This window comes from Kitasatospora putterlickiae (assembly GCF_039527695.1).
GTDB lineage: Bacteria > Actinomycetota > Actinomycetes > Streptomycetales > Streptomycetaceae > Kitasatospora > Kitasatospora putterlickiae.
Genome location: NZ_BAAAKJ010000317.1, coordinates 1 through 904, shown reverse-complemented (window position 1 = coordinate 904; position 904 = coordinate 1). Strand labels below are relative to the sequence as shown.

The following is a 904-nucleotide window of genomic DNA, read 5'->3' as shown; positions in this document are numbered from 1 at the left end:
CCCGGGCACCCGCCGGGCCCGCCGGATGGCCGAGCGCGCCGAGGGCGCCGAGGGCGAGGTCCCGGACGCCGACGAGCCGGAGGCCGGGGTGTACGAGGGGCGGCCGGGCGCGATCCCGGCGCAGTCCGCCGGCGAACCGGTGGCCGGGGCGGTCCAGGCGGCCGCCGCCGCGCAGGAGGCCGAGCCGTACACCGACTCCTACCAGGCGTACCAGCAGGCCGACCCGTACAGCTACGACCCCTACGCCGCGCAGCAGCCGGTGGGCGCGCCCTACGGCGGCCAGGGGTACGGCGGCCAGGACGGCTACCAGCAGCAGGGCTACCAGCCGTACCCGGCGGAGCAGCAGTACGGCTACGACCAGTACCAGCAGCCGGGTCAGCACCAGCCGGGCCAGCAGGCCGGCCAGCAGCCCTGGGTGCCCGGACAGCAGCAGGCCGAGCCCTACTACGACCAGCCGGACCCGAACGGGCCCCACGACCCGAACGACCCGCACGGCCCGGGCCGGTACCCGCACCACCACGGATCGGGGAGCTGACCCGCGATGAAGAAGCCCGCCTTCAGGAAGAAGTCCGGCGCGCCGGACACCGCCCCCTCGGCCGCGTCCACCGGGGCCCCCGCCGGCGCCCCCGCCCCGAAGGGCTCCGGCGCGGCGAGGACCACCCGGTCGCTGCTGGCCGCGGCCGTGGTGCTCGCGGCGGTGTTCGGCATCGCCGAGCTCCGCCCGCCGGCCGCCCCGGCCGCCACCGACCGGGCCACCGCCACCTCGGCGCAGGTCGAGCGGAGCACCGCGGTCTGCCCGCTGCCGCTCCAGGGCCTCACCGGCTCCACCTCCCTCACCGCGTACACCCCGCCGGGCGCGGGCGAGGCCGCCGGCGGCGCCGGCTGGCTCTCCGACGCGGCCGCG

Annotated in this window: 2 pseudogenes; both read left to right on the top strand. The window is 79.0% G+C overall.

The features are described from left to right. A pseudogene (locus ABD308_RS30075) lies at window positions 1-535 on the top strand (hypothetical protein); the annotation flags it as partial. Between the two features lie 6 nt (window positions 536-541). Further along, a pseudogene (locus tag ABD308_RS30070) lies at window positions 542-904 on the top strand (hypothetical protein); the annotation flags it as partial.